The organism is Streptomyces racemochromogenes, assembly GCF_039535215.1.
GTDB lineage: Bacteria > Actinomycetota > Actinomycetes > Streptomycetales > Streptomycetaceae > Streptomyces > Streptomyces racemochromogenes.
This window is the reverse complement of sequence record NZ_BAAAWT010000001.1, coordinates 6,119,836-6,142,346: the sequence shown is the minus strand read 5'-3', so window position 1 is coordinate 6,142,346 and position 22,511 is coordinate 6,119,836. Positions and strand designations below refer to the sequence as shown.

General features: G+C 76.1%; 16 protein-coding genes. 3 read left to right on the top strand and 13 right to left on the bottom strand.

Annotated features, from left to right (window positions below; all coding sequences use genetic code 11):
* Positions 1–18: 18 nt before the first annotated feature.
* A complete protein-coding gene (locus ABD973_RS28245; RefSeq protein WP_345502768.1) occupies positions 19–3,027 on the bottom strand; it encodes a type 2 lanthipeptide synthetase LanM family protein in 3,009 nt (1,002 codons plus the stop codon).
* 270 nt (positions 3,028–3,297) lie between these two features.
* Here ABD973_RS28245 and lanKC point away from each other — a divergent pair, with 270 nt between their 5' ends.
* Together lanKC and ABD973_RS28235 are read left to right on the top strand one after the other, a co-directional pair.
* Positions 3,298–5,982 carry a class III lanthionine synthetase LanKC gene (lanKC, locus tag ABD973_RS28240; RefSeq protein ID WP_345502766.1) on the top strand — a complete coding sequence of 895 codons (2,685 nt, stop codon included), beginning with the start codon at positions 3,298–3,300 and terminating at the stop codon, positions 5,980–5,982.
* Between the two features lie 250 nt (positions 5,983–6,232).
* Complete coding sequence (locus ABD973_RS28235) at positions 6,233–7,861, top strand: amidase family protein (RefSeq protein ID WP_345502764.1); 1,629 nt, start codon at positions 6,233–6,235, stop codon at positions 7,859–7,861.
* Here the strand turns inward: ABD973_RS28235 and ABD973_RS28230 are convergent.
* Positions 7,858–9,354: a DHA2 family efflux MFS transporter permease subunit gene (locus tag ABD973_RS28230; protein WP_125820343.1), complete on the bottom strand. Its 1,497-nt coding sequence runs from the start codon at positions 9,352–9,354 to the stop codon at positions 7,858–7,860. The two genes, ABD973_RS28235 and ABD973_RS28230, sit on opposite strands and share 4 nt — an antisense overlap.
* A gap of 232 nt (positions 9,355–9,586) precedes the next feature.
* Between ABD973_RS28230 and ABD973_RS28225 the strand changes: the two genes are divergently transcribed.
* Positions 9,587–10,813: a PP2C family protein-serine/threonine phosphatase gene (locus ABD973_RS28225; RefSeq protein WP_241253161.1), complete on the top strand. Its 1,227-nt coding sequence runs from the start codon at positions 9,587–9,589 to the stop codon at positions 10,811–10,813.
* Positions 10,814–10,820: 7 nt separating this feature from the next.
* On the opposite strand, the gene ABD973_RS28220 is transcribed toward ABD973_RS28225, so the two are convergent.
* The 11 genes from ABD973_RS28220 to ABD973_RS28170 form a co-directional block, all read right to left on the bottom strand.
* The gene (locus ABD973_RS28220; protein WP_345502761.1) at positions 10,821–12,419 is read right to left on the bottom strand and encodes an alpha/beta fold hydrolase; all 1,599 of its coding nucleotides are present in this window, start codon (positions 12,417–12,419) and stop codon (positions 10,821–10,823) included.
* 12 nt (positions 12,420–12,431) lie between these two features.
* On the bottom strand, positions 12,432–13,988 hold the full coding sequence (locus ABD973_RS28215; RefSeq protein WP_345502759.1) for an alpha/beta fold hydrolase: 1,557 nt from the start codon (positions 13,986–13,988) through the stop codon (positions 12,432–12,434).
* A gap of 105 nt (positions 13,989–14,093) precedes the next feature.
* Positions 14,094–15,509, bottom strand: coding sequence for an amidase (locus tag ABD973_RS28210; RefSeq protein ID WP_125820347.1), 1,416 nt, complete (start codon positions 15,507–15,509; stop codon positions 14,094–14,096).
* A gap of 104 nt (positions 15,510–15,613) precedes the next feature.
* Positions 15,614–15,856, bottom strand: a complete 243-nt coding sequence (locus ABD973_RS28205) for a DUF6213 family protein (RefSeq protein WP_125601454.1) — start codon at positions 15,854–15,856, stop codon at positions 15,614–15,616.
* Between the two features lie 37 nt (positions 15,857–15,893).
* Complete coding sequence (locus ABD973_RS28200; RefSeq protein WP_125820348.1) at positions 15,894–16,316, bottom strand: CBS domain-containing protein; 423 nt, start codon at positions 16,314–16,316, stop codon at positions 15,894–15,896.
* A 93-nt stretch (positions 16,317–16,409) separates the two neighbouring features.
* Positions 16,410–17,447: a pyridoxal-phosphate dependent enzyme gene (locus ABD973_RS28195; RefSeq protein WP_125820349.1), complete on the bottom strand. Its 1,038-nt coding sequence runs from the start codon at positions 17,445–17,447 to the stop codon at positions 16,410–16,412.
* Positions 17,368–18,420 (bottom strand): GHMP family kinase ATP-binding protein, encoded by a 1,053-nt coding sequence (locus tag ABD973_RS28190; protein ID WP_125820350.1) that lies wholly within the window; start codon positions 18,418–18,420, stop codon positions 17,368–17,370. Before ABD973_RS28190 ends, ABD973_RS28195 begins: the two co-directional genes overlap by 80 nt.
* Positions 18,417–19,277, bottom strand: coding sequence for a Rossmann-like domain-containing protein (locus ABD973_RS28185; protein WP_345502754.1), 861 nt, complete (start codon positions 19,275–19,277; stop codon positions 18,417–18,419). Before ABD973_RS28185 ends, ABD973_RS28190 begins: the two co-directional genes overlap by 4 nt.
* Before the next feature lie 10 nt (positions 19,278–19,287).
* Positions 19,288–20,076, bottom strand: a complete 789-nt coding sequence (locus tag ABD973_RS28180) for an ABC transporter ATP-binding protein (RefSeq protein WP_345502752.1) — start codon at positions 20,074–20,076, stop codon at positions 19,288–19,290.
* The gene (locus tag ABD973_RS28175; RefSeq protein ID WP_345502750.1) at positions 20,073–21,437 is read right to left on the bottom strand and encodes a FecCD family ABC transporter permease; all 1,365 of its coding nucleotides are present in this window, start codon (positions 21,435–21,437) and stop codon (positions 20,073–20,075) included. The genes ABD973_RS28180 and ABD973_RS28175 overlap by 4 nt, the downstream gene beginning before the upstream one ends.
* Positions 21,427–22,461: an ABC transporter substrate-binding protein gene (locus tag ABD973_RS28170; protein WP_345502748.1), complete on the bottom strand. Its 1,035-nt coding sequence runs from the start codon at positions 22,459–22,461 to the stop codon at positions 21,427–21,429. Before ABD973_RS28170 ends, ABD973_RS28175 begins: the two co-directional genes overlap by 11 nt.
* Positions 22,462–22,511 lie beyond the last annotated feature (50 nt).

The following is a 22,511-nucleotide window of genomic DNA, read 5'->3' as shown; positions in this document are numbered from 1 at the left end:
CGTGGTGTCCGGCGGGGGTCAGGCCGGGCCGGACGTGTGCAGGAGGAGCAGGGAGGGCACGCGGTCCGGGAACCCCGCCCGCAGGAGTCCGTGCCCGATCCCCGCCAGCCCGGTCAGCAGGCCGGGGTGCGCCACCCGGTCGGGGGCGCCGCTGCGGGCACCGGTCTCCTCGACGGAGCCCAGCAGCGCTCCGGCCCGGCGGATCCAGTGCGGGCGCGCCTGCGGGACCGCTCCGTGGCCGAGGAGTTCGCACAGTCCGGCCTCGCCGTGGCAGAGGCTGTCGTCGGCGGCCGGACTGTCCCGGCCCAGCGCTTCGACGGTCCTGCGGGCCCAGGCCGCGAGGTACGGGTCGTCCAGGGCGCCCGGCGCGTCCAGCACCGCGAGCGCGATGCCGGCGCGCCCCCTGCACCAGGCGGGGTCCCCGGCCCCGCCGCCCCCCGCCCCCGGGCCCGCGCCCGGCTCCGGGTCCCCGGCCCCGGCCACGGCCGCCCGCAGCGCGGACAGCCCCGCCACCCGGTACCGCCCGCCGGCCTCGCCCCCCGGGTCGGCGTCGGCCCCGGCCCCGGCGAACCGCAGCAGGGCCCACCCGAGCCCGGCGGCCCCCGTCGTGAAGCCCGGCCCCCCGGCCGTGGGCGTCGCCCCGGTCAGCCGGTCCGCGCAGGCCCGCGCGTCCCGCCAGACCTCCTGCGCCGCGTCACCGGCACCGCCGGCGGCCCGGTGCGCGGCCAGCAGCGCGACGAGCCCGCCCGCGACCCCCGCGCCCACCCCGTACTCCTCCTCGGACCGGGCCGCCGCGCCCGCCAGCCGCAGCGCGGCGGACGCCCACGAGCCGATCTCGGGGTCGTCCAGCAGCCGGCCCGTCTCGGCCAGCGCGTAGGCGATGCCGCCGAGGCCGGAGAACGCCCCCGAGCCCACCGCGCCGAGGTCATCGGGCCGGGCGCGCAGGGCCCCGAGCAGCCCGGGCACCGGCGCCAGGGCGGTCCGGGCCGCCTCCGCGTAGTGCCCGGCCCCGGTGAGCGCCGCCAGCTGCGCCAGGAACAGGGCCGGCCCGGTGTAGCCGCCGGCCAGGTCGGCCGGCATCGGGCCGATCCGCCAGTAGCGGTCGTCCAGCAGCTCCAGGCCGATCCAGTTGCTGCGCGGGCCCGCGCGGTAGGCGAGGGAGACCAGCCGGTCCCCGACGGACCGGGCCGCCGACAGCAGGCGCTCCGGCTCCGGGGCGCGTTCCGCCGTACGGGTGCGCCGGTCCCGGGCGGGCCGGTGCGCGGGCGCGCGGGAGGCCGTCGCCATCGCGGCCCGTACGACCCACTCCTGGTCCTGCCGGTCGACGGTGTCCAGGGCGGCGAGCCGCGCGGCCACCCGGGCGGTCCCGGACCGGTCGGTGCGGCCGCCCGACGGCCCCTCGGGCGCGCCCCGCAGCCCGTCGCCGCCCGGGCGGGCGGTGAACAGCGGGACGTCCCCCGCCCAGAGCTGGGCGATCTCCTCGTCCACCAGACCGGGCGCGAGGACCCTGCCGAGCGCGTCGGTCCGCAGGGTCTCCAGGACCCGCTGCCGCTCGTCCGCGTCCTTCAGCAGGGCCGGGTGCGTGGACTCGTCGAGCATGGTGCTGTACACCCAGGTGGGCCGTACCAGGACCCGCACCTCGTCCTCCGCGAACGCCTTCAACAGGGCCGTCCCGTGCAGCAGTTCCTCCCTGGCCGCGGCGACCGCCGTGTACCCGGCGCGGAATCCGGCGCAGAGCTCCTCGACGTGGGCCGCCGGCTCGACGGGGGCGCCGTCGGCGAGGCGCGGCCGGTTGGCGGACTCGCCGAACCTCCCGGCCCTGCGCACCAGGCGCATCCGGTCGGTGCCCGCGTCGGCCCAGTCCGCCCGGACGACGGGCGACACCGCCGCGCGGCCGCCGCCGACCGCGGACACGTCCAGGGCGCTGTGGTCGCCCACCAGCAGTTGGGGCAGCAGCCCGACGCGGTAGACGGAGTCGTGGAGCGCGCGGGCGGCGGGGTCCTGCGTGGCGGTGCCCGCGAGCGGCGGGTGGAAGAGGGTCTCCACGTCGACCAGGACGGGGTGGGCGCCGACGGCGATCAGGTTCTCGTGGTGCAGGTCGGTCCCGTCGACCAGGTGCAGCAGTGCCAGCAGGGCGCCCTGGCGGCGGTAGAACGCCTCGACCTCGCGGGCGCAGGCGCAGGGCCGCGCGGCGACGAACTCCACCCATCCGTAGTCGCCCCGGTCCAGCAGCCGCAGCGTACGCAGGTCCACGGAGCCGGGCAGCTGGTTGAACCAGGCGACGAGGTCGTTGAAGTGGCGGTGCACGGACAGCGGCCGCGGCTTGTACACCAGCCGGGTCCCGTCGGCGAAGCGCAGCAGCATCACGCTCCGCCCGCCCCGGTGCCCGTCGCCCGCGCCCGGCTCGATGCCGACGAGCGGTCCCGGGTCCCCGCCGGACCGCGCCAGCAGGCCGGTGGTCAGGGACCCGTGGTCGTCGGCCAGCCGTTCCAGCGCCTCCGCGACGGCGTCCGCCGCGTCGAGCGCGGCCCGCCCCAGGATCCGCGCCAGCACCGGCCGCCCGGCGAGCAGGGCCGTGAGACCGCGGCGGGACGCGGTGCGCCCCAGGAAGTCCCGGAACCGGGCCCGTGTGTCGTCCCCCACCAGGCGCCCGGCGCTCCGGGCCTCGTACAGCTCCAGCACGAGCGTGCGCGCCGCGGCCCGGGCCAGCCTGCCGCCGAGGTGCCGTTCCAGATCCCGGCGTACGGCGGCCACGTCCACGAGCCCCCGCACCCGCCCCGGCAGGCGCCGCTCCAGCCGCTCCCCCGCGCGGGCGGTGAACGGCCGCAGCACCCACTCGAAGCCGCTCAGCCCCGGGTGGTCCCCCTCGGGCGCCACGGCCTCCCGGGGTGCGCGGGCCGTCGCCCCTTCGGCGAACGCGGCCCAGTCCGGCCGCCCTTCACCGCCTCCACCGCCGACGAGCCCGGCCTCCCACCACCGCCCGACCGCCGACAGCGAGCCCCCGTACCGCCCCTGCCCAGCCACCATCGCCCCTCCTCGGCCCCGCCCCGCCGCACTGCTCCGCGGCACGCACGATCCTGGTACGCGGGGTGCCCCCGCCACATGGGGGCGGGTCCCCCATGTTTTCCACCCCGCCTCGAGCAGGGCTCCGGCGGGACGCGAGCGCCCCGTGCCGCGCCGGGGCTTCCCCGTCCGATACCGGTCGCATGCCGCCGCCGAACCGTTTCCATACCCGCCGCTCCTAGCGTCCGGTACGGCCGCCCCGGCCGCCCCCGACCACCCCCGCGAGGAGACCCCGTGCTCGAAGGCTTCGGCGAAGCGCTCGCGGACCGGGAGTACTACCTGCCGCTGACCCGCGTGGCCGACCCCGGGCCGCGTTACGCCCCCGCGGAGGTGCCGCCGGGCCTGCACGGATCCGACCAGGGCATCTGGACCGTCTGGGGCGTCCCCGGGACCGGGCTCGCCGGACAGGGCTGGAAGATCCACGTGTCGGCGCGGCTGGACCGCGCGCAGCACGTGCTCGACACGGTCGCCGGTGTCTGCTTCCGCGAAGGCGTGCCGTTCAAGCACCTCAGCGCCCGGCTCTTCTTCCTGTTCCTCCATCACAAGCACGCCGGGCGGGCCCAGTCGGGCAAGTTCTGCGCCGTCTACCCGCCGGACACGCCGACCGCCCGCCGGCTGCTGGAGCGGCTGCGCGACGCGCTCGACGGGGAGGAGGGGCCGTACGTCCTCACCGACCGGCGCTTTCGCGACTCGCGGACGGTCCACTACCGCTACGGCTCCTTCGGCGCCCGCAGCCGGCTGCGGGCCGACGGCACCCGGGAGGGGCTGGTCCGTGACGGCTCCGGCCGCGAGGTGGCGGACCTGCGGCTGCCCGCCTTCCACCTGCCCGCGGGGATCACGGACCCCTTCGTCGAGGAGGAGGAGCGGCCGCACGCGGGCCCGATCCTGATCCGCGACTACGAGGTGACCGGCGCGGTGCGCCTGGGCAACGCCGGCGGCGCCTACACGGCCCGGGACCGGCGCACCGGCCGTACCGTCTTCGTGAAAGAGGCCCGCGCCCACAACGGCCTGGTCTTCGACGGGACCGACGCGCAAGCCCGGCTGCGGCACGAGTACCGCGTGCTGAGCGCCCTGCACGCGGCCGCCCCCGGGGTGGGCCCGGAGCCGCTGGAGCACTTCACGGAGTGGGAGCACGACTTCCTCGTCACCGAGTACGTGGCGGGGCAGCCGCTGGTGGCCTGGCTGAGCCGGTCCTCCCCGCTGGCCCGCGCCGACCGCACGGCCGGGTCCGTCGCCGCCTACTACGAGGAGTGCCGGCGCCTGCTGGACGGGCTGGAGGGCGCGCTGGAGCGGCTGCACCGCGCCGGCTACCGCTTCGGCGACCTCAGCCTGGGCAACGTCCTGGTCACCGCGTCGGGCGGGGTCCGGCTGGTGGACTTCGAGGCGGCCTCGGCGCTGTCCGAGCCGCCCTCGCCGATGGGCACCCCGGGGTTCACTCCGCCACCCGGCCTGGTCCGCGGCGAGTCCGATCCGCTGCTGGGGGACCGGTACGGCACGGCGGCGGTCGCGCTGGCGCTCCTGGCGCCGTTCAACGAGACCGCCGGACACGCGCCCGCCAACCTGGAGCTGCTGCGCCGCGACCTGGCGGACGCGGCTCCGCCGCGGGACCTGTGGCGGCGGGCGACCGCCTTCCACCCGCCGCAGGAGCCGGCGCGGGACCGGGCCCAGGACGGTCCCGGCCGGCCGCCCTCCCCGGCCGAGGTGGACGCCGATCCGCGGGGCTGCCTCACCCGGCTGGCCGAGCAGGTCGCGGCGGGGCTGCTGGAGACGGCCGACGCCGGCCGGCCGGACTGGGCCTTCCCGCCCTCGCCCGAGGCGTTCCGCACCAACAACGTGTGCCTGGCCTACGGCACGGCCGGGGTGGTGCACGCCCTGCGGTACGCCGGGGCCGAGGTGCCGCGGGAGATCGGCGAACGGCTGCGCCGCGACGCGCTGGCGCTGCGCGACGCGCTGCCCCCCGGCCTCCTCGTCGGCTCGGCCGGCATCGCCCCGGTGCTGGCGGGCCTGGGCTGGGCGGACGAGGCCATCGACCTGCTCCGGGACGCCGACCGCCATCCGCTGACCGCCGCCTGCGGCACCCTGGCCGGCGGGCGGGCCGGGGTCGGCCTGGGCTGGCTGGCCCTGCACCGGCTGACCGGCGACGGCGGCCACCTGGAGCGGGCCGCCGCCGCGGGGACGGCCCTGTTGCGCACCCCCGACCTGCCGGCCGTCCTCGGCGAGCACGACGCCCGGGGCCTGCTGCACGGCCGCTCGGGCCTCGCCCTCTTCCTCCACCGCCTGGCCCGTGAGACCGGCGAGGCCCGCTTCCTGGAGGCGGGCCGCCTGCTGCTCCACCAGGAGCTGGAGCGGACCTTCCCGCTGGACGACGGCGCCCTGTCCGTCTCCGACGACGCGCGGCACACCCGCGCCATGCCGTACCTGGCCACGGGCGCGGCCGGGATCGCGGCGGTGCTCACCCGCTACGTGGCCACCGCGCCAGACGAGCGCTGCGCGGCGGCGCTGCCGGGGCTGGTCGCCGGCATCCGGGTCTCCTGCGCCACGAAGGAGGCGGGCCTGTACCGGGGGCTGGCCGGACTGGCCTGGTTCCTGGCCGGGCACGCCGAGCTCACCGGCACGGACACCGCGCGCGGGGACGCCGTGCGCGCCGCGACCGGCCTGCTGAAGTACGCCGTCCCGTACCGGCGCGGCGTCCGCTTTCTCGGCGCGGGCTCCCAGCGCTTCACCGCCGACCTGTCCAGCGGCGGGGCCGGTGTCCTCGTGGCCTTGCGGCGCCTGCTGGCCGGCCCGCTCCTGGCGCCCGCCGGGCGGGATCCGGCGGGGCGCCCCCCTGAACTCCCGGGCACGGCGGCGAGCCGCTCCGCGCCCGGGTACGCGGTCACCGACCGGACCGACCCCGACGACAAGAGGAGAACACCATGAGCCAGATCCTCGCGCTGCAGTCCCTGGACACCGAGCCGGAGGCCCAGTCCCTCCCGCCCTGCTTCAGCGTCGCCTGGAGCATCAGCGACATCTTCCCCGAGCCGATGTAGCGGGCCCGCACCCCCGGAGGGCCGGGGCCGGTGGCCCCGCCACCGGCCCCGGCCCGGCGCGTGCGCGGGACCGCTCCAGAAGCCGAAGAGGCGCATAAGTCCCTTGTGCCGGGTGTTCGCCGTGCAGTGGGCTGTCCCCCATGAAGACGAGAAGCGTCGCGGCACTGACCGCGGCCCTGGCCTTGGCGCCGCTCCTGGCCGCGGGTGGTGGGGGGCAGCGCGCGGTGGCCGCCGAGTCCGGGGCCGCGGCCGGCGCCGAGTCGGTGCTCCTGCACGGCCTCGACCTGGACTCGGCGACGATCCCCGAGTTGCGGGCGCGCATGGAGCGCGGGTCCCTGACCTCCACGGAGCTGACCCGGGCGTACCTCCGGCGGATCAGGGACGTCGACCCGAAGATCAACGCGGTGCTGCGCACCAGCCCGTCGGCCCTGCGGGAGGCGGCAGCCAGTGATGCCCGCCGCCGCCTGGGAAGGGCGCGGGGACCGCTCGACGGCATCCCCGTGCTGCTGAAGGACAACGTGGACACGCGCGACATGCCGACCACGGCCGGCTCGCTGGCGCTCGCCGGAAGCCCGCCGGCCAGGGACGCGGAGCTGGTCGGGAGGCTGCGCGCGGCGGGCGCGGTGGTCCTCGGCAAGGCCAACATGTCGGAGTGGGCCAACTTCCGTGCGGCGAAGCCCACGTCCGGCTGGTCGGCGGTGGGCGGCCAGACGCACAACCCGTACGTCCTGGACCGCAACCCGTGCGGGTCCTCGGCGGGCTCGGCCGCCGCGGTCGCCGCGTCGCTGGCCCAGGTGGCGGTCGGCACCGAGACGGACGGCTCCATCGTGTGCCCGGCCGGGATGAACGGGGTCGTCGGCCACAAGCCCAGCCTCGGGCTGGTCAGCGGGGCCGGCGTCGTGCCGATCTCCGCCGAGCAGGACACGGTCGGTCCGATGGCGCGCAGCGTCGTCGACACCGCCATCGCGTTCTCGGTGCTCAGCGGCCACGGCGCGGCGGGCGCCGACGGCGCCTTCGGCCTCACGGGGGCGCAGGACCCGCGCACCGGCGGTCTGCGCGGCAAGCGGATCGGTCTGTGGCGGCTCCCCTCGCTCGGAGCGGAGGTGGACGCCCTGATGACCCGGACCGCGGAGCGGCTGCGTACCGCCGGCGCGGAGGTCGTCGAGGTGACCCCGCCGTACCAGGAGCGGCTCGCGGAGCTGGAGTTCCCGGCCCTGCTGAGCGAGTTCCACCGGGACCTCGACGCCTACCTCGCCTCCCGCGGCGGGCCGCGCGACCTCGCGGGGCTGATCGCGTTCAACCGGGCGCACCCGGCCGAACGGACCTGCTTCGCCGGCCAGGAGCTGTTCGAGCAGGCCCTGGCCGCCCCGCCGACGACGGACCCCGGCTACCGGGCGATGCGGGCGGAGCTGAAGGACCTGTCGCGGCGGTCCGTCGACGAGACCATGGCGGCCCACGCCCTGAACGCCATCGCCGCCCCGGCGAACCCGCCCGCCTGGACGACGGACTGCGCGCGGGGCGACAACGACGTGATCCCGTCGTCCACCCCGGCCGCCGTCGCCGGCTACCCCTCGTTGTCCGTGCCCGCCGGTTTCGTCGGCGAGCTGCCGGTCGGCCTGCTCCTGATGGCCGGGGACCGGCAGGACGCCGGGCTGCTGTCGCTGGGCGCGTCGGTGGAGCGGCACCTGGACGCCCGCCGCGCCCCCCGCTACCTGCCGACGGCAGGCCCGCGCGAGGTGCCCGGCGGGCGTCCTGGGGACAGGCCCTAGAGCGCCCCGGCGGTCTTGTCCGTCGGGGTGCCGCCCTCGTCCTGGGGCTGCGGGACGGCGGGCGGCTCCGGGACGGGAGGGGTGCGGACCAGGAGCGCGACCAGCACGGTCAGCGCGCCGAGCACGGCACCGACGCCGAAGCCCCACCGGACACCGGCCGCCAGCGCGCCGGTGGCGTCGGCGCCGTCGGCTGCCGCCGAGGCGGCATGTCCCGTCATCACGCTGATGACCAGGGCGGTGCCGGCGGCGGCGGAGACCTGCTGGAGCGAGCCCAGGATGGCGGAGCCGTGGGGGTAGAGGTGCGGCGGCAGGACGGACAGGCCCGAGGTGAAGACGGGGGTGAAGACGAAGGCCATGCCGGCGCTCAGGGCCACGTGCAGGGCGAGCACCAGCCACGGCGAGGTTCCCTCGCCCGTGAGGGCGAACAGGGCGAGGCAGACCGCCGTGAGCACGGCCCCGGGTACGACCAGGCGCGGGGCGCCGAGCCGGTCGTAGAGCTTGCCGACCTGCGGGCCGAGCAGGCCCATGGTGAGACCGCCGGGGATCAGGAGCAGTCCGGTCTGCAGCGAGGTGAGGCCGCACACCTCCTGGAGGTAGATCGGCAGGAGGATGAACGCGCCCATGAGGCCCATGAAGGACAGGCACATCAGGGCGAGCGCCACCGAGAAGTGCCGGAAGGTGAAGGTGCGCAGGTCCAGCAGCGGGGTGGAGGAGCGCTGCAGTGCCAGCTGCCGCCAGGCGAACAGGGCCACCAGCACGGCGCCCACCGCGGTCGTGACCGCCGGGGACACGGGGGCCCGGGAGGCGTCGCCGGCGCCGAGCTCGCTCAGCCCGTAGACCAGGGCGCCGAAACCGGCCGCCGCCAGCGGGACGGACAGCCAGTCGATCGGGCCGGCCTGCGGCTCGCCGATGTTGACCAGGGTGCGCCGGCCGAAGAGGGCCATGGCCGCCGCGATGGGCAGCACGGCCAGGAACAGCAGGCGCCAGCTGCCCAGCTGGAGCAGCACGCCGGAGACGGCGGGGCCGAGGGCGGGCGCGACGGAGATGACGAGGGTGATGTTGCCCATGACGCGGCCGCGGTCCTGCGGCGGCACGAGGGTCATCAGGGTCGTCATGAGCAGCGGCATCATCACGGCGGTGCCGCTCGCCTGGATGACGCGGGCGGCCAGCAGCACGGGGAAGGCGGGCGCGGCCGCGGCCAGGGCCGTGCCGACGAGGAACAGCGTCATGGCGAGGCCGAAGGCGGTCCGGGTCGTCACGCGCTGGAGGAACCACCCCGTCACGGGGATGACGACGGCCATGGTGAGCATGAAGGCCGTGGAGAGCCACCCGGCGGCCGCCGCGGTGACCTCGAACTCGCGCATGAGCCTCGGGATGGCGTTGACCATGATCGTCTCGTTGAGGAACACGACGAACGTGGACAGCACGAGGACCCGCAGCACGGCGGTGACGCGGGCGGGCGGGTGGGCGGGCGGTGCGGGGGGTACGGACATGGTGCCTTCCGTCGGGTGAGCTTCCTGTGCACGGGGCCGGTCACGAGGACAGACCGCGGCGGCGGGAAGAACTCATCGGTGTCACCCGATCCTCTCGGCACGCCGGCCGGAGCTCAAACCATTTTGTCGGTCCGGACGGGGCGCCCGGGCCGGAGCGGGCACCCGGTCCGGCCCGGGCACCCGCTCCGGACCGACCGACATGGACGACGGCCCTGCGGGTAGGCGCGGCTCCGTGGACAGGCATCGGCGAGAAGACCTGACGGGCCCCGTCCTCGGCTGGGTGCTGGAGCGCTCGCACGACGCGTCGGCGCGCCAGATACCGGCCCTGATCGACCAGGCCGCCCGACGGCTGGGCCTGGCCGGGACCCGCCTGTACCTGGCCGACCTGCAACAGGTCCGCCTGCTGGCACTGCCCCAGCTCGCCGCCCCCCGGCCGGACGCGGACGAGGCGACCGAGGCGGACCGGCGGGCGGAGGGGCTCGACGTCGACGGTTCCCTGGCCGGTCTGGCCTACCGCAGCCAGCGCATCCAGGTGTCCCGGGACGGCACCACCGCCTGGGTGCCGGTGATCGACGGGGTCGAGCGCCTCGGCGTCCTGCGGGCCACCGGGCCGGTGACGGACGAGTCCGTGCGGGAGGCCTGCCGGGCCCTGGCCGGGCTGGCGGCGCTGATCGTCGTCTCCAAGTCCACCCACAACGACCTCCTGGTCGAACGGGTCCGCAGCCGGCCCGTGACCCTGCAGGCGGAGCTGCTGTGGGGGTTCCTGCCGCCGCGCACGATCGGCACCAGCCAGGCGACCTCGACGGCCGTGCTGGAGCCGGCGTACGACATCGGCGGGGACGCCTTCGACCACAACTTCGGCGACGGCCTGCTGCACGTCACCCTGCTGGACGCCATGGGCCACGACCTGGCCTCCGGGGGCGCCAGCGCGGCCGGCCTGGCCGCGTGCCGGTCGACCCGCCGCTCCGGCGGCACGCTGTCCGACATCGCCGTCACCATCGAGCGCACCCTCCAGCAGTGGATCCCGGACCGGCTGATGACGGGGATCCTCGCCAACCTCGACACCGAGCACGGGGAGTTCACCTGGGTCAACTGCGGGCATCCGCCGCCCCTGCTGATCCGGGGCGGCCACGTCCTGCCCGAGTTCCTGGAGCGCCCGGCCCAACTGCCGTGGGGCCTGGGGTTCCACGGCCAGGAGCCGCCCCGGCAGGACCGGGTGCGCCTCCAGCCCGGCGACCGGGTCCTGTGCTATAGCGACGGTGTCATCGAGGCGCGGTCGGCCGAGGGCGAGCTGTTCGGCGAGGAGCGGCTGGCCGACACCGTGATCCGCTCCATGGCCTCGGGCGCCACCGCCCCCGAGGCCCTGCGCCGCCTGGTCCTGGACGTCCTCACCTACCAGGACCAGCGGCTCTACGACGACGCCACCATCGTCCTGTCCGAATGGCACCCCACCGCCTGAGCGCCGGTCAGGGGCCGGTCTCGAACGCGGGCGGCTTCAGCCCGTCCAGGCACTTCGTCCGCGGTGCGGCCGGGTCGTCGAAGAAGGAGACGGTGATCTCCTGGGCGCACTTCGACGTCGCGAAGACCACGTGGGGTTCGTAGGGGATCGTGAAGACGTGGGCGTTGCTCAGGGTCCGGGCCACGTACGCCCCGTTGCTCGCCGCGGTCTGGGCGTCGAAGGCGCCCGACAGGACGAGGGTGGGGATGTCGCTCGTCGTGACGTCGCGGATGGAGGCGGGTGCCGCGGGGACCTTCCAGACGTCGCAGTCAGGGCGCAGGAAGGTGAGCCCGGGGGCCTGGGCCTGGACCGGGCGGGGGAAGGACGGGAAGGCCCGCTGACCGGCGCGCAGCGCCTGCGCCTCGGTCTCGAAGGGAGTCCACTCGCTGCAGAAGACGCCGTACACGAGCCCGTGTGACAGGCGGCCGATGGCCTGGGGACTGTACTTGCCGCTCGCCCACTGCTCGGCGATCCGCTGGGGCTTGCCGTTGGCCAGTTCCTCGAGTGCCAGCGGCACCTGCGGGGCCACGTGGGTGGCGGCGGTCATCCAGTTCACCAGGGCGCTGCCGTCCAGGACGACCTTCACCCGCTTGTCGCTGCCGGGGAGCGTGACGGTGGTGGTGACCGGCTTGGCCTCCAGTTCGCGGACGAGGCGTTCGAAGGTCCCGGCCAGGTCGGGGTAGCGGCTGTTGCAGGCCGGCTGTTCGGCGCAGACCTTGAACAGCCCGCCGAAGCCCTCTTTGGCCGCCTGCCAGGTCACGGCCGAGCCGCCGGTGGAGGGCGGCAGGACCCCGTCGATGCCCACGGACCGGATGCCCTCGGGGTGCAGGCGCATGTAGACGAGCGCCAGTTGCGTGCCGTAGGAGATGCCGAAGACGTTCCACTCCTCGAGTCCGAGCGTCTTGCGCAGGTCCGCGAGGTCGGCGGAGCTCTCGATGTCGTTGTAGGCGCTCAGGTCCGCCCCGGTCGCGGCGAGCCGGTCGCGGCAGGCCTTGGTGGCCGCGACGTGCTCGCGCTCGGTGGACGGCGCGTCGTGGACGAGGCCGGTCGCACGCGCGTTGAACTCGTCGATGTTGCGGCAGGTGAGTGCCGGGTCGGCCGAGTACGTTCCGCGCTGGGACATGAGGATGAGGTCGCGGTCGCGGTTGAGACCGCCGTCGACCGCCATCCTGGCCTCTCCGACGGCGTCGTCGCCGGGCCCGCCGGCGAGCCACACGACCGGGTCGGGGCGGGGTTCGGCGGCCTTGGCCGGGACGACCGCGACGCCGAGGGTGATCTTGCGGCTGTCCGGCTCGGTGCGGTTCTCGGGCACGGTGAGCGTTCCGCAGCGCGCCCCGTCGAGTTCGGCGACCGGGTCGGCGGTCCTGGGACAGGGCCCCGGTTCGAAGCGGGCGTCGCCCACGGTCCGGGCGACCGTCCCGACCGGTGGCGGATCCTCGGCGCCCGGGCGCGCCTGGGCGGGCGCCGTGAGCAGGCCCGTGACGAGGACGCCGGTCGCGACGGCGGCCGACCGGGCGGGGAGCCGTCGCACGGTGCGCCGGCGACGGGGCGTGGGGTTGAGAGGCATCTGCCCTCCCGGTCACTTCGGGGTGATCGTGAACGGCGCCGGCGCGAGGCCGGCGACGCATCCGGTGTCGGGTGCGGCCGGACGCGCGAGGAACGAGGCCAGCACCTGCTGCGCGCACTTCGACTGCGGGACCACCCAGTGCCCGATCCCGGGGATCAGTACGGAGGTGGAGCGGGAGAGGGTGCGGGAGGCGTCCTTCGCGTAGCTCGCGCCGGTCTTCATGTCGAACGTCCCGGAGATGACGAGGGCCGGGACGGAACTGACGGTGGCCACCCGGTGCCGGGCCGCGTTGTCCGCGACGTTCCAGACCTTGCACACCTCGTACTCGAAGGGCAGTTGCGGGGTCTGTGCGAGGACCGTCCGCGGCCAGCCGGGGAAGGCCTCGCGTCCGGCGGCGAGGACGTCGGGCTCCGAGGTGCCCGGGACCCACTCGGCGCAGGCCACCGACTGGGTCAGGCCGTGGGCGACCAGACCGGTGGGCTGGACCGAGTCCTTGGCGCGGCCCTGCGCGAAGCGCCGCGGGTCGCCGCGGCCCAGTTCCTCCAGCGCTGCCGGGATGTCCACCGGCTTGACGTTGGAGCCGACCATCGTGTTCAGGAGGGTGCCGCCGTCGAGGACGACCTTCACCGGCTTCCCTTCGCCCGGCGGGCGGGCGTCGAGCGTCAGGGGGTTCGCCTCCAGCTCGGCCACCTGTGCGTCCAGGGTCTCGTCGAGGCCGGGGTAGCGGCTTTTGCAGGCGGGCTGGGCCGCGCAGGCGCCGAGGACGGCGTCGAGGCCTTCGCGGGCGCTGCGCCAGCCCCACGGCAGGATCGTGACCTGCGGGGGGCTGAGCGAGTCGACGGCCAGCGCCCGGATCCCCTCGGGGTGCAGGCGCAGGTAGGTGAGGCCCAGGTTGCTGCCGTACGAATACCCGTAGACGTTCCACTGCGCGATGCCGAGGGCCGTGCGCAGGTCGGCGAAGTCGGCGGCGTTCTCGGTGGTGTTGTAGGCGCTCAGGTCGGTCCCGTCGGCGGTCAGGCGCTCCCGGCACTCCTTGAAGGCCTTCAGCAGGAGCTGCCTGGCCTCCGGGGCGTCCCAGCCGAAGGCGACGGTCTTCTCGTTGGCCCGGTCGACCTCCGGGCAGGCCAGGTTCGGCTGGTCGTGGAGGTTGCCGCGCTGGGCCATGACGATCAGTTCGCGGTCCTTGTTGAGGCCGGATCCGATCAGGAAGGGGATGTCGTCGAAGGTGTCGGCGCCGGGGCCGCCCGCCATGAACACCACCGGGTCCGGGGCGGGGTCCGCCCTGACGGACCTGATCACCGCCACGGCGAGCCTGATGGTCCGGCCGTCGGGGCGGGCCCGGTTCTCGGGGACCTCCAGGTACCCGCAGCGTGCCGTGCTCAGCGCCTCGACCGGCTCGGGCGTCTTCGGGCAGGGGCCGGGCACGAACCGTGCGGACGGCGCCGCCGGGCGGCCCGCCCCGGCGGGCTGCGCGGGCGCCCCGGCGGTGGTGCCCTGGGCCGGGCCGAGGGCCGGCAGACAGGCGAGGGCGGCCGCGGCGGCCGCCGCGTGGAGGGTGTGCTTCGTCATACCGGATCCCGCTCCTCGGCCGGCGGCCCCGAGCTCGGCGGTGCGGACGGAACGCACACCACCGACGCTACCGCCGGGTCGGGGACCCTGCACATCGGCCTCGCGTCACCGGTCCTGGATGCGCCGGAAGGGGTGCTCCGCCTCCAGTTGGAAGGCGATCTCCAGCAGGGTGCGTTCGGCGCCGGGGCGGGCGGAGAACATGACGCCCACGGGCAGGCCATCCGGCGTGCCGCCCGGCGCGGGGAGTGAGAGCGAGGGGGTGCCGACGACGTTGTCCACCGGCGTGAAGGCCACGTAGGCGAGGATCCGCTCGATCAGCGCCGGGTAGGGAACGGCCGGGCTGAGGTGGCCGATCGGCGGGGTGGTGTGGGCGAGCACGGGGGTGAGGACGAGGTCGAGCCCGCGGAAGGCGGCCGCGTAGGCCTCCTTGGTGCGCCGCAGCCTGCGCAGCACCGCGGGGGTGCGCCGCCAGTTCTCCAGGTAGGTCTCGCGCAGCCCCCGGCTGAGGGCGTCCATGCGGTTGCGGTCGAAGTCCGGGCCGAGGGTGCGGCCCGTGACGCCGATGAGGAACGACAGCATGCCCCAGTAGGTGAGGAAGTCGTCGGTGAAGGCGGGGTCGATGGCCATCTCCACCGGCTCGACGGTGTGCCCGAGCCCCTGGAGCAGGGCCGCCGTCCGTTCGACGGCCTGCCGGGTGGCGTCGTCGGAGCGGACGCCGTTCGGCGAGTCCGCGAGGAAGCCGATGCGCAGCCTCTGCCCCGAGGGGCCCTCGGCCAGGCCGACGGGCGGCAGCGCGGGGTTGCGCCAGTACGTCTCCGCGGCGGCGAGGAAGGCGGCGGCGTCGCGTACGGAGCGGCTCACGACTCCGTCGCAGACCAGGTCGAGCGGGAGCCTGCGGCTCTGGTCGTTCGGCACGACCCGGCCGCGGGTCGGCTTGAGGCCGACGAGTCCGCAGCAGGCGGCGGGAATCCGGATCGAGCCGCCGCCGTCGTTGGCGTGCGCGAGGGGCACCGCTCCGGCGGCGACGAGGGCCGCCGCGCCGCCCGAGGAGCCGCCGGCGGAGCGGTCCGTGTGCCAGGGGTTGCGGACGGGTTCGGCGTCCTCGTACTCGGTGCTCGGGCTGAAGCCGAACTCGGGCAGCCGGGTCTTGCCGAGCACCGTGACGCCGCTGCTCAGCAGCTGCCGGGCGAAGGGCGCGTGCCGGCGGGCCGGGCCGGGCCGGAAGGCGGTGCTGCCGTGGCCGGTGGGCAGGCCCCGGTAGTCGGTGTTGTCCTTGACGAAGGTGGGCACGCCCGCGAAGGCGCCGGCCGCCGCCGGGGAGGGGTCGGGGGTGTCCGCGTACGCCTGGACCGCGTGGAGCCGGTCCTCGACGGCGCGGACCCGTTCCCGCGCGTCCCGGGCGGCCTCGGCGGCCGAGACCTCTCCCCGGCGGATCGCCGCGGCGAGGCCGACGGCGTCGTGCTCGCCCAGGGCGTCGTCCCGGAACGCGTGCACCCTGGTCCGGTCATCGAAAGTGGTCACCGCTGATCAGCCCCCGCCCTGTGAGTGGTCGCCCGCCATCATTGCCTACCGAGAAGTAACACGGGAGGGGTTCCACGGGGTTCGGCGCGGGGAACGGCGTGGGATCACCGGTCCGGGTCCTCCTCGGGGGCCGGCAGGTAGGCGATGCACTCGACGTCGATCTGGTCCGCGAAGGCCATCAGGACGCCGGCCAGGCCGAGGGTGGTCTTCGGGTCGAGCGGGACCTCGCCGTGGTAGACGACGTACAGCCACTCCCCCGCGAGGTTCCGCAGCAGGCCGGTGACCTCGTCGGCGGGGATCAGCACCCCGCCGTCCGGTACGGAGACCAGGGGGATGGACGCGTTCACGGCGGCGCCGTCCTCGCTACGCTGCGGATGGCGGGCCTCAGCTTCCGGGTTCGGCGGCCGCGATGGCGGCGAGGGCGGAGCCGGGATCGCTCTCGACGGCGAGGTCGCCCAGGGTGACGACGCCCACCAGCTCGCCCTCCTCCGTCTGCACGGGCAGCCGGCGCAGCGCGTTGCGGCGCATGAGGGCGACGGCGTGGTGGACGTCGTCGCCGGGCCGGACGGTGAGCGGGTCGGTGGTGCAGACGGCGTGCACGGTCGTCTCGGCCGGGTCCCGGTTCTCGGCCATGCCCCGGATGACCAGGTCCCGGTCGGTCACGATGCCGAGGAGCCGTCCCCCGTCGACGACGAGGACGTCCCCGATGTCCGCGTCCCGCATCACCCGCGCGGCTTCCGCCAGCGAGGTCGGCTTCTCTACGGTCACCGGGTTCGAGGTCATCACCTCGTGGACGCTCCGGGTCATGGGTCCTCCCGCTGTGCGAGCCGCTCCTGCCGACCGCCTACCCGCCACGGCGGCCGGTACGCCCCCGGGGCCGGCGCGCCGCGGCGGGATCCCCTACCGCGAGGGCGACCGGCACGCGCTGATCCCCCGCGGGTCCGGCCGGCGGTTCCACCGCATGCGCGACCACGGCAGGCACAGCTCGCCCGTGGCGGTGACCTCGCGCGGTACGAGGCCGTCGACGGGGACGGCCTCGCGGTGGCGGGCGTAGACGGAGTCCACGTAGCGGTGCCCGGTGTCGGCCGCGACGAAGACGACGGTCCGTTCCGGGGCGCGCCCGCGTTCGTGACGGGCCGCCAGGTAGCCGGCTCCGGTGGACAGCCCCGCGAAGACGGCGTGCCGACGCAGCAGGTCGACCCCGCCGGCGAGGGCCGCGTCGAAGGAGATCCAGTGCAGGGTGTCGTACAGCTCGTGGGCCACGTTGCCGAAGGGGATGGAGCTGCCGATGCCCGCGATGATGATCTCGGGGTCGCCGACGTGCTCCGCGCCGAAGGTGACGCTGCCGTACGGCTGTACGCCGACCAGTTCCACGTCCGCGCTGCCGCCCGGCCCCGCGCGCAGGTAGCGGGCGAGGGCGCCGGTGGAGGCCCCCGAGCCGACCCCGCCGACGAGGGTGAGGGGCCCGTCGCCGACCGCCCCGCGGATCCGGTCGGCGACGGCCCGGTAGCCGAGGTAGTGGACGTCGTCGTGGTACTGGCGCATCCAGTGGTACTCGGGGTGTTCGGCGAGGATCTCGTGGATCCGCTCGACCCGCCGCTTCTGGTCGAGCTTGAGGTCGTCGCACGGCTCCATCCGCTCCAGCGTCGCGCCGAGCACGGCGAGCTGGACGCCGAGCGTGCGGTCCACGGTCGTCGAGCCGACGATGTGGCAGCGCATGCCATACCGGTGGCAGGCCAGGGCGAGGGCGTACGCGTAGATCCCGCTGGAGCTGTCCAGCAGGGTGTCGCCGCGCCGCACGGCGCCGGTGTCCAGCAGGTGGCGCACCGCCGCGAGGGCGGAGACCGCCTTCATCGTCTCAAAGCGCAGGCAGACGAGCCGGTCGTCGAGCCGTACCAGGTCGGGCCGGCCGACCGCCTCCGCGATGTGCTGGTCCATGGGGGATCTCCTCGGTGGTGGTGAAGGTCCGGGTGGCGGGGATGCCGTGCGCGTCCAGGGCGCGCAGGCAGGAGCGCACGCGGCGGCGCAGGCCGGGCGCGGCCGGGTCGAACAGCAGGCCGGCCACGGCCCCGCTGTGCGCGATCTGCACGCCCGCCGCCCCGACCCGCCGGGCGACGGCGGTGAGGGCGTCGAACTCCGGGTGGGCCAGCACGCGCTGGCCGATCCGGGCGCTGGCGGTGGCGACCTCGCCGAGCAGTCGGACGTCGCCCGTGGCCACCGCCCGTCGCAGCAGGGCGCGCAGCCGCTCGTACGCCCGCACCTCGTCCGCGCCGGCCTCGGCGGGCGGGCGTACGGGCAGGGACAGGGTGTCGACGGGCGCGCCGCCGCCGAGGAGGCAGCCCACCACGACCAGCGGCGGCAGGGCCGGGCCGAGGACCTCCAGGACGCGGCCCTCGCGCTGGGCGAAGAGCACCGGCCGGCCGTCCAGCATCAGCGGGTCGCAGGCCGTCTCGGCGCGGACGGCCAGCCGGGCGACCGTGTCGGGCGGCAGCCGCAGCCCGTACCCGTCGGCGACGGCGCGCACGGCGGCGATCACGTCGCTGGTGGAGCTGCCCATGCCCAGGCCCACCGGGACGCCCCCGCTGAGCCGCAGCTCACCGCCGCAGGGCGGGCGTCCGGTGCGCCGCGCGCACTCGGCGACCGCGAGGGCGGCGGCCCGCGCGGCCTTGGTCCGGCCCGCGGGCACGACGCCGAGCGCCTCGGGGCCGGTGCCGGGCCGGGGCTGGAAGCGGGCGCGGCCGGCGGGGCCGGCCAGGGGGAGGGTGACCAGGCCCGCGCAGCGGCGTCCGGTGCCGTCGAGGAAGACGCCCTGGAGGATCTCGCCGTGGTGGCAGGGGGCGCGCCCGGTGCCGGCGCGGGGACCACCGGGGGCGGCGGCGCGGGCGGGGGCGGTGCGGGCGCCGGGGATCATGCGCGGTCCCCCGTCCGGTAGCGGTACAGGACGGTCTCCCCGGCGCTGAACTGCGAGAAGGGAAACGGTTCTGCGGACAGGGCCGTCACCCCTGCCCCGAGGAAGGCGCGGGCCACCGCGCTGCCGCTCTGCGCGTAGACGACCAGCGGGACGCCGCGGGCCCGGCAGCGTTCCAGGACGGTGTCGAACGAGCCGTTGCCGAGGGTCATCCCGGTGGCGACGACGGCGTCGGCGCGCTCCAGCACCTCGTGCATGTCGTCGGTGACCGGGTCGCCCCACTGGGTCGTCTTCAGGTTGAAGTCGCAGGGCAGCGGTTCGCCCCCGCGCTCGCGGATCGCCGCGACCAGCGGGTTGACCACGCCGATCAGGCCGACCGAAGCGCCCCGCTCGATGCCGAGCAGCCCCGCGATGGCGGCGTCCCGGGCCCGGGCCCGGACCTCCGGGGTGCCGGCGGGCAGGACGACGGGCTCGGCCTCGCCCGCGGCCGCGGCGGCGGTGTGCGGGCGTACGGCGCCGAGGTAGGCGTCGAGCGCGGCGATCCGCAGCAGACGCGGGGCCTCGCGCAGCAGGACGTCGAGCGGGGCGCCGGAGTGGTCGCGGCAGACCGCCGGGTCGATCTGCCCGGCCTCGAAGGCACAGCCGCCGAAGGAGGCGCCGAGGCGGACGAGGACGTACTGGTTGAGGTAGGTGGTGTCGCCGCCGGCCAGCCGGGTGCCGTGGTGGATCCAGAAGACGCTGGTGGCCGTGAGCGCGGAGGGGAGCGGCCCGTGGACTCCGGCGAGGACGGCCTCGGCGAGGGAGTCGACGGTGCGGGAGGTTCCGGGGGTGCCGGGGGTGCCGGTGGTGGTGCTGTGCACGGGTGTCCTTTCAGGGGGCGGGTCGGGGCGTCGCGGGCAGCGGGCCCCGGTAGCCGACGGCGGGGTGGCCGAGGGCGTCGGTGGTGAGTTCGGCGTCCACCTCGAAGACCTCGGCGAGCCGCTCGCGGGTCAGTACGGCGGCGGGGGTGCCCGAGGCGGTCAGGCGGCCGTGGTGCAGGAGCAGCAGCCGGTCGCAGTAGCGGGCGGCGAGCGAGAGGTCGTGCAGGGCGACCAGGACGGTCCGGCCGGTACCGGTGAGCAGTTCCATCAGTTCCAGCTGGTGGCGCACGTCGAGGTGGTTGGTGGGTTCGTCCAGGAGCAGCCCGTACGGCTGCTGGGCCAGCGCGCGGGCGATGTGGGCGCGTTGCCGTTCGCCGCCCGACAGGGCCCGCCAGGAGCGGCCGGCGAGCGCGGTGAGCCCGACGCGTTCCAGCGCGGCGGCGACCACCGCCCGGTCGTGGGCGCCGGGTCCGCGCCAGCGGTCGCGGAACGGGGTCCGGCCGAGGCCGACCACGTCGGCGACCGTCAGATCGCTGTCGGCGGCCGCGTCCTGGCCGACGAAGGCGACGTGCCGGGCGGTCCGGCGGGCACTCCAGTCCCGTACGCACGCGCCGTCGTAGCGGACGGTTCCGGCGTCGGGCACGCGCAGCCCGGCGAGGCAGCGCAACAGCGAGGACTTTCCGGAGCCGTTGGGGCCCAGCAGGCCGACCGTCTCGCCGGGTGCGACGTCCAGGCTGACGCCGCGCACGACGGGCGTGCCCGCCACCGACCAGCTCAGCCCTTCGGCGGTGATCCTCACAGCTCCCCCCTCCTGCGCAGGACGAGGAGGAAGAGCGGTACGCCGAGCAGGGCGGTGATCACGCCGACGGGCACCTCGCGGGGCGCGAAGGCGATCCGGGCCAGCGCGTCCGTCCACACCAGGAACACCGCCCCCGCGAGGGCCGCGTACGGCAGCAGCACCCGGTGCCGCGGGCCGGCGAGGAACCGCACCCCGTGGGGGACGATCAGCCCGACGAAGCCGATGGCGCCGACGGTGGCCACGGCCACGGCGGTCAGCGCGGCGGTGACCACGAGCAGCAGCAGGCGGGTGCGCCGTACGGCGATGCCGAGGGAGGCGGCGGTGTCGCCGCCGAAGGCGAGCCCGTCGAGGGCGTGGGAGCACAGCCAGGTGGCGGCCAGGCCCAGCGGGGTGACGAGCGCGCAGACCGCGACGGTGTCCCACCGGGCCGGCGCCATCGAGCCGAGCAGCCAGTGGGTGACGGCCCGTGTGGTGTCCGCGTCCGCCGAGGCCATCAGGACGAGCGAGGTCAGCGCGGTGAAGAGCTGGCCGACGACCACGCCGGTGAGCACGATGCGGACCGAGTCCAGCCCGGTGCGCCGGAGCAGCAGCAGGAGCGCCCCGAAGGCGAGCAGCGCTCCGGCGAGTGCCCCGCCGGTGACGCCGAGCGCGCCCGCGCCCACGCCGAGTACGACGACGGTGACGGCTCCCGCCGAGGCGCCCGAGGAGACGCCCAGCAGGTAGGGGTCGGCCAGGGCGTTGCGGGTGACGGCCTGGAGGACCGCCCCGCAGACGGCGAGCGAGGCGCCCACGAGGGCCGCCATCAGCACGCGCGGCAGCCGCAGGTCCCAGACGAGGGAGTCCAGCAGCGGGGGCAGCGGCTCCACGGCCAGCCCGATCCGGGCCCCGAACGCCCGGCCGAGGCCGTCCCAGCCGACGTCGGCGGTACCGGTGCGCACGGCCGCCGCCAGCGAGCCGGCCAACAGGGCGGCGGCACCGAGGACGCGGAACACCCGGACCGTACGCCCCCCGCGCCCCGGCGGCCCGGCCCCCCAGGCCCGCAACCGGGTGCCGCCGGACCGGGACCCGGTCCAGGAGCCGGAGCCGCGCTCCGTGCGGGCCCCGGAGCCGGGGCCCGCGCCGGAGGCGTCCGGCGTCGTGCGGTCGCGCGCCGACGGGAGCAGCAGGTCGGTCCCGGGCCCGGGGTTCGCCTCTGCGCCGGGGCCCGCGCCGGAGGCGTCCGGGGCCGTGCGGTCGCGCGCCGACGGGAGCAGCAGGTCGGTCCCGGGCCCGGGGTTCGCCTCTGCGCCGGGTTCCGCGCCGGGGGCACCCGGCAGGAGGCGCGCGGGGGCGATGCCGCGCGGGGCGGGGTCAGCGGGCACGGCCGAGGTCCTTCAGCCCGGCGGCCAGCAGCCCGAGGGCGTGCACCGACCGTACGGAGGGGTCCAGTTCGATGCCCGGCACCTCGATGATCCGGCCGTCGCGGACCGCGCCCAGCCGGGACACCACCGGGTGCCGCGCCATCACGGCGCGCTTCTCGGCGGCGCTGTCGCCGGGCCGCCCGCGCTCCGAGAGGTCGCCGATCACGATGAAGTCCGGGTCGCGCTCGGCCACTTCCTCCCAGGACACTTCGGGCCAGTCCCCGTCGACGTCGTCGAAGGCGTTGCGCGCGCCGACGATCCGGCTCATCTCGCTGGGCAGTCCGCTCTTCCCGGCCACGTACGGCATGCCGTTGAAGACGGAGTAGAGGTAGACCACGGTCGGCCGGTCCGCGCCCCGGGAGACCTCGGCGCCGGTCTCCGCGGCCTTGGCGACGGCGGCGCGCTGCTCGGCGGCCAGCCTGCCCGCGCGCTCCTCGGCGCCGAAGACGCGGCCGAGGTTCTCGTAGTCGGAGAAGAGCAGTTCGAAGGGGGACTTCCCGGCCGGGTTCCGGTCCGGGCAGTCCACGGCGCTGACGAACGCGGGCACCTTGAGGGCCGCCAGCTCCTCGCGGGTTCCGGCGCGGTCCGCGGTGAAGAGGTCGGCGGATCCGGCGACGACGAAGTCGGGCAGGGCGGCGCGCAGTTGCTCGCCGGTGGCGATCTTGGGGGCGATGACCGGGATTCCGGCGTAGGCGGCCTCGTACTGCGGGGGGACCTTCGTCTTGAGGTTGGCGGTCCCCGCCATCCGGTCCTGGAGGCCCAGTTCGAGGAGGGTCTCGGTGGAGGCCTGGTCCAGGGCGACGGCCCGTTCCGGGGGCGCGGTGACGGTCAGCGGCGTGCCGCAGCTGGTGACGGAGGCCGCCGCGGCGGCGCCGGGGGCTGCGGCCGCTCCGGAACCGCCGCCGCCCGCCGTGGAGCAGCCGGCGGTGGCCAGGGCGAGGGTCGCGAGGGTCAGGGCGAGGGCGGATCGGACGGGGTGGCGCATGGGTTCTCCGGTCGGGGAGGGGGGCGGGCGTTGTCGTGCACCGGGCAGAA